This window comes from Streptomyces sparsus, assembly GCF_054776295.1.
On record NZ_BAAHCA010000333.1, the window covers coordinates 1 to 4887 of the forward strand.

The 4887-nt window shown below is 68.4% G+C and carries 4 protein-coding genes; 2 read left to right on the forward strand and 2 right to left on the reverse strand.

Annotated features, from left to right (window positions below; translation table 11 throughout):
- Window positions 1-207 precede the first annotated feature (207 nt).
- Window positions 208-1329: a lipid II:glycine glycyltransferase FemX gene (locus ACYVE9_RS15715; protein WP_461028471.1), complete on the forward strand. Its 1122-nt coding sequence runs from the start codon at window positions 208-210 to the stop codon at window positions 1327-1329.
- Window positions 1330-1417: 88 nt separating this feature from the next.
- A complete protein-coding gene (locus ACYVE9_RS15720; RefSeq protein WP_461028472.1) occupies window positions 1418-2449 on the forward strand; it encodes an alanine racemase in 1032 nt (343 codons plus the stop codon).
- 167 nt (window positions 2450-2616) lie between these two features.
- On the opposite strand, the gene ACYVE9_RS15725 is transcribed toward ACYVE9_RS15720, so the two are convergent.
- Together ACYVE9_RS15725 and ACYVE9_RS15730 are read right to left on the reverse strand one after the other, a co-directional pair.
- Window positions 2617-3699: an inositol-3-phosphate synthase gene (locus ACYVE9_RS15725; protein ID WP_461028473.1), complete on the reverse strand. Its 1083-nt coding sequence runs from the start codon at window positions 3697-3699 to the stop codon at window positions 2617-2619.
- A 51-nt stretch (window positions 3700-3750) separates the two neighbouring features.
- Window positions 3751-4443 carry a PadR family transcriptional regulator gene (locus ACYVE9_RS15730; RefSeq protein WP_461028474.1) on the reverse strand — a complete coding sequence of 231 codons (693 nt, stop codon included), beginning with the start codon at window positions 4441-4443 and terminating at the stop codon, window positions 3751-3753.
- Window positions 4444-4887 lie beyond the last annotated feature (444 nt).

Genomic DNA, 4887 nt, shown 5'->3' on the forward strand with positions numbered 1-4887 from the left:
CGGCCCTCGCCCAGGGGCGGCCTTCGTGGGGGCGACCGCCCCGCGCGTCCATGCCGTGCTCCCCGACGGCGGCCGTCCCCACGGGTGACGCCACCCGGCGGGGTGGCCGTTCCCGGTGGGCGCGGGGCGGTACGGCCACCGGGGGCGGCCTTCCGGCCCAGTAGGCTTCGCGAAGACCCTGCGAAGTACGCCGGAGGAGCGCCCCACATGAGCCTTACCCTGAGGACGATCAGTCGAGAGCAACACCTGGCGTATATCCAGACCCTGTCCTCGGCCAGCCACTGCCAGGTGCCGGCTTGGGCGGACGTGAAGGCGGAGTGGCGGTCGGAGAACCTCGGCTGGTTCGACGACTCGACCGGTGAGCTGGTCGGCGCCGGGCTGGTGCTCTACCGGCAGCTGCCGAAGGTGAAGCGCTACCTCGCGTACCTGCCCGAGGGGCCGGTGATCAACTGGCACGCTCCGAACCTGGAGGAGTGGCTGCGGCCGATGCTGGCGCACCTCAAGGCGCAGGGCGCGTTCTCGGTGAAGATGGGTCCGCCGGTGGTGATCAGGCGCTGGAACGCCGCCGCGATCAAGAAGGGCATCCAGGACCCGGACGTCAAGCGGCTGCGGGACGTCGAGGCGTCCTTCATCGAGCCGCGAGCCTTCGAGGTGTCCGACCGGCTGCGCCGGATGGGCTGGCAGCAGGGGGAGGACGGCGGTGCGGGCTTCGGGGACGTCCAGCCGCGGTTCGTCTTCCAGGTGCCGCTGGAGGGGCGTTCGCTGGACGAGGTGCACAAGGGCTTCAACCAGCTGTGGCGTCGCAACATCAAGAAGGCGGAGAAGGCGGGCGTCGAGGTCGTGCAGGGCGGCTACGACGACCTGGAGGAATGGCAGAAGCTGTACGAGGTGACGGCCGAGCGGGACCGCTTCCGGCCCCGGCCGCTGTCGTACTTCCAGCGCATGTGGACGTCGCTGAACACCGAGGACCCGAACCGGATGCGGTTGTACTTCGCCCGGCACGAGGGCGAGGCGGTGGCGGCGGCGACGATGCTCATCGTCGGCGGGCACGTCTGGTACTCCTACGGGGCCTCGGCCAACCACAAGCGTGAGGTGCGGCCCTCCAACGCGATGCAGTGGCGCATGCTTCAGGACGCGTACGCGCTCGGGGCGAGCGTCTACGACCTGCGGGGCATCTCCGACTCACTGGACGACACCGACCACCTCTTCGGACTCATCCAGTTCAAGGTGGGCACCGGTGGGGAGGCGGCCGAGTACATCGGTGAGTGGGACTTCCCGCTCAACAAGCTGCTGCACAAGGCCCTCGACATCTACATGTCCCGCCGCTGACATGCTTCGCCGCGTCTTATTCCGCCGGCGCTCCGTCGCCCCCGTCACCCCGTTCAGATTCCCTCGCGAGGAAGGTTCCCAACCGGCCATGGCGCTCACCCTCTACGTCGACACCGAACGCTGGCGGGCGCACCAGCAGTCGGTGATCGAGCAGTTCCCGGGCATCGTCCCGGTCTGCAAGGGCAATGGATACGGCTTCGGCCACGACCGGCTCTCCGAGGAGGTCACCCGCTTCGGCTCGGACATCGTGGCGGTCGGGACGACCTACGAGGCGGCCCGTATGAAGGACACCTTCAGCGGTGACCTGCTGGTGCTCACACCGTTCCGCCGCGGCGAGGAGCCGGTGCCGCTGCCGGACCGGGTGATCCGCTCGGTCTCCTCAGTGGACGGTGTGGCCGCCCTGGTGGGGGCCCGGGTGGTCATCGAGGTCATGAGCAGCATGAAGCGGCACGGGGTCTCGGAGGAGGACCTGGACAAGCTGCACGCGGCGATCGACGACGTGCGGCTGGAGGGTTTCGCGATCCACCTGCCGCTGGACCGCGCGGACGGCTCGGACGCCGTGGACGAGGTGATCCACTGGATGGACCGGCTGCGGGCGGCCCGGCTGCCGCTGGAGACGATGTTCGTCAGCCACCTGAAGGCCGACGAGTTCGCACGGTTGCAGCAGCAGTTCCCGCAGACCCGCTTCCGGGCGCGGATCGGCACCCAGCTGTGGCTCGGCGACCACGCGGCGACCGAGTACCGGGGCGCGGTGCTCGACGTGACCCGGGTGACGAAGGGCGACCGGTTCGGCTACCGGCAGCAGAAGGTCGCCGGTGACGGATGGCTGGCCGTGGTGGCCGGCGGCACCTCGCACGGTGTGGGGCTGGAGGCGCCCAAGGCGCTGCACGGTATGACGTCCCGCGCCAAGGGGGTCGCCCGGGCCGGGCTGGCCACCGTCAACCGGAACCTCTCCCCGTTCGTGTGGGCCGGCAAGCAGCGCTGGTTCGCCGAGCCGCCGCACATGCAGGTGTCGATCCTGTTCGTGCCGGACGACGCCCCCGAGCCGCAGGTCGGTGACGAGCTGGTCGCCCACCTGCGGCACACCACCACCTCGGTCGACCGCATGGTGGACCGCTGAGCGAAGCGGGACCGCCGAGCTCGGCGGCACTCCCGGACGCACGCGAAGAGGGTCATGTTTCACGTGAAACATGACCCTCTTCGCGTGGTGCCCATTCGTCGGTACGGCGCTCAGTCGGGCTCCGGGAGCCGGTGAGCGCTACCGCGCCTCACACAGACCGCTGTGCCTCAGTGGTCGACCTCACCGCGGATGAACTTCTCGACGTTCTCCCGGGCCTGGTCGTCGAAGTACTGGACCGGCGGCGACTTCATGAAGTACGAGGAGGCCGAGAGGATCGGACCGCCGACGCCCCGGTCCTTGGCGATCTTCGCAGCGCGCAGCGCGTCGATGATGACACCGGCCGAGTTCGGGGAGTCCCAGACCTCGAGCTTGTACTCCAGGTTCAGCGGCACGTCACCGAAGGCGCGACCCTCCAGGCGGACGTAGGCCCACTTGCGGTCGTCCAGCCAGGCCACGTAGTCCGAGGGGCCGATGTGCACGTTGTCCGCGCCCATGTCCCGGTCGGGGATCTGCGAGGTGACGGCCTGGGTCTTGGAGATCTTCTTGGACTCCAGGCGCTCCCGCTCGAGCATGTTCTTGAAGTCCATGTTGCCGCCGACGTTCAGCTGCATGGTGCGGTCCAGCACGACGCCGCGGTCCTCGAAGAGCTTCGCCATCACGCGGTGCGTGATGGTGGCGCCCACCTGGGACTTGATGTCGTCGCCGACGATCGGCACGCCGGCCTCGGTGAACTTGTCGGCCCACGCCTTGGTGCCGGCGATGAAGACCGGCAGCGCGTTGACGAACGCCACCTTGGCGTCGATGGCCACCTGGGCGTAGAACTCGACGGCGGACTGGGAGCCGACCGGCAGGTAGCAGACGAGGACGTCCGCCTGGGCGTCCTTCAGTGCCTTGACCATGTCGACCGGTGCGTCCGCCGACTCCTCGATGGTCTCCCGGTAGTACTTGCCCAGACCGTCGTGGGTGTGGCCGCGCTGGACCTTCACCCCGCTGGTCGGGACGTCGCAGATCTTGATGGTGTTGTTCTCGCTGGCGCCGATGGCGTCGGCCAGGTCGAGGCCGACCTTCTTGGCGTCGACGTCGAAGGCGGCCACGAACTCGATGTCCGAGACGTGGTAGTCGCCGAACTGCACGTGCATCAGACCCGGGACCCGGCTGTCCGGGTCGGCGTCCTTGTAGTACTCGACGCCCTGAACCAGCGAGGCGGCGCAGTTGCCCACGCCGACGATGGCTACGCGAACCGAACCCATTCCGGTTGCTCCCTGTGTGTTCTCGTTGAGGCTCCGCACCGTGCGGGCCTCTTAGGTGGTGTCATCGGACGGATCCGGCCGGGTGGCACCCCGATGCCGGGGCGAACCGCCCTGATCTTCTGACTGACGTGGTTCCGACGTGCGGTCGGTGGGGCTCTGCCCGTCGCGGGCCTCACGTCGGTCGCGTCCTGTCCGCTCGCTCTCGATGAGCTCGTTGAGCCAGCGGACTTCGCGCTCCACGGACTCCATGCCGTGGCGCTGCAACTCGAGGGTGTAGTCGTCCAGTCGCTCGCGCGTGCGGGTCAGAGCCGCACGCATCTTGTCGAGACGCTCTTCGAGCCGGCTGCGGCGGCCTTCCAGCACCCGCATCCGCACGTCCCGTGAGGTCTGGCCGAAGAAGGCGAAGCGAACACCGAAGTGCTCGTCCTCCCAGGACTCCGGACCGGTCTGGGCGAGCAGTTCCTCGAAGTGCTCCTTGCCCTCGGCCGTCAGCCGATAGACGATCTTCGCCCGGCGTCCGGCCAGCGGAGCGGCGAGCGAGTCGTCGTGGGGGCCGCCCGCTTCCTCGGCGATCCATCCCTGCTGGACCAGTGTCTTGAGGCAGGGGTAGAGCGAACCGTAACTGAAGGCGCGGAACACCCCGAGTGACGTGTTGAGCCGTTTCCGTAGCTCATAGCCGTGCATCGGGGCTTCGCGGAGCAGGCCGAGAACGGCGAACTCGAGGATGCCGGAACGTCTGCTCACGACTCCCGCCACTCCTCTCGCCTGCGCCGGCTTCCGCCGATCCGCCCGATATGCCGAGCTGATGTATCGACTCGATACATCCAGACGATAGAACGGTGCGTCGGATGCGGCAAGAGCGGCGGGGGTGAACGGGCTCACATCTGCGATTCCGAGCTGGTGACTTGCCCCCTTGGTGCTGAATGTCCGGCAAAGCTGGTTTTGAAGCTGCGTACGCTGTCGCTGTGCAGAACACCACCGGGAACCATGTGACGCGTGTGCGCGTCCTGGTCTTGGATGCAGTGCGCCCGAGTGTGCGAACGGGGCGCATGTCGGGGGACCGGAAGTACACTGCCGCCTTCAGGCGTGGGTGCCTGACCGAGGAGTAGCTGTTCCCATGAGCGAGCACCGTCGTAAGCAGCCGCCGTCACGCGGCCGCCGCGCATCGCAGCCGCCGGCGGCCGGCCG

Bases quoted from the DNA above. Each gene is read 5' to 3' on its own strand.
- ACYVE9_RS15715 (WP_461028471.1), top strand. From the start codon at position 208: ATGAGCCTTACCCTGAGGACGATCAGTCGAGAGCAACACCTGGCGTAT.
- ACYVE9_RS15720 (WP_461028472.1), top strand. From the start codon at position 1,418: ATGGCGCTCACCCTCTACGTCGACACCGAACGCTGGCGGGCGCACCAG.
- ACYVE9_RS15725 (WP_461028473.1), bottom strand. From the start codon at position 3,699: ATGGGTTCGGTTCGCGTAGCCATCGTCGGCGTGGGCAACTGCGCCGCC.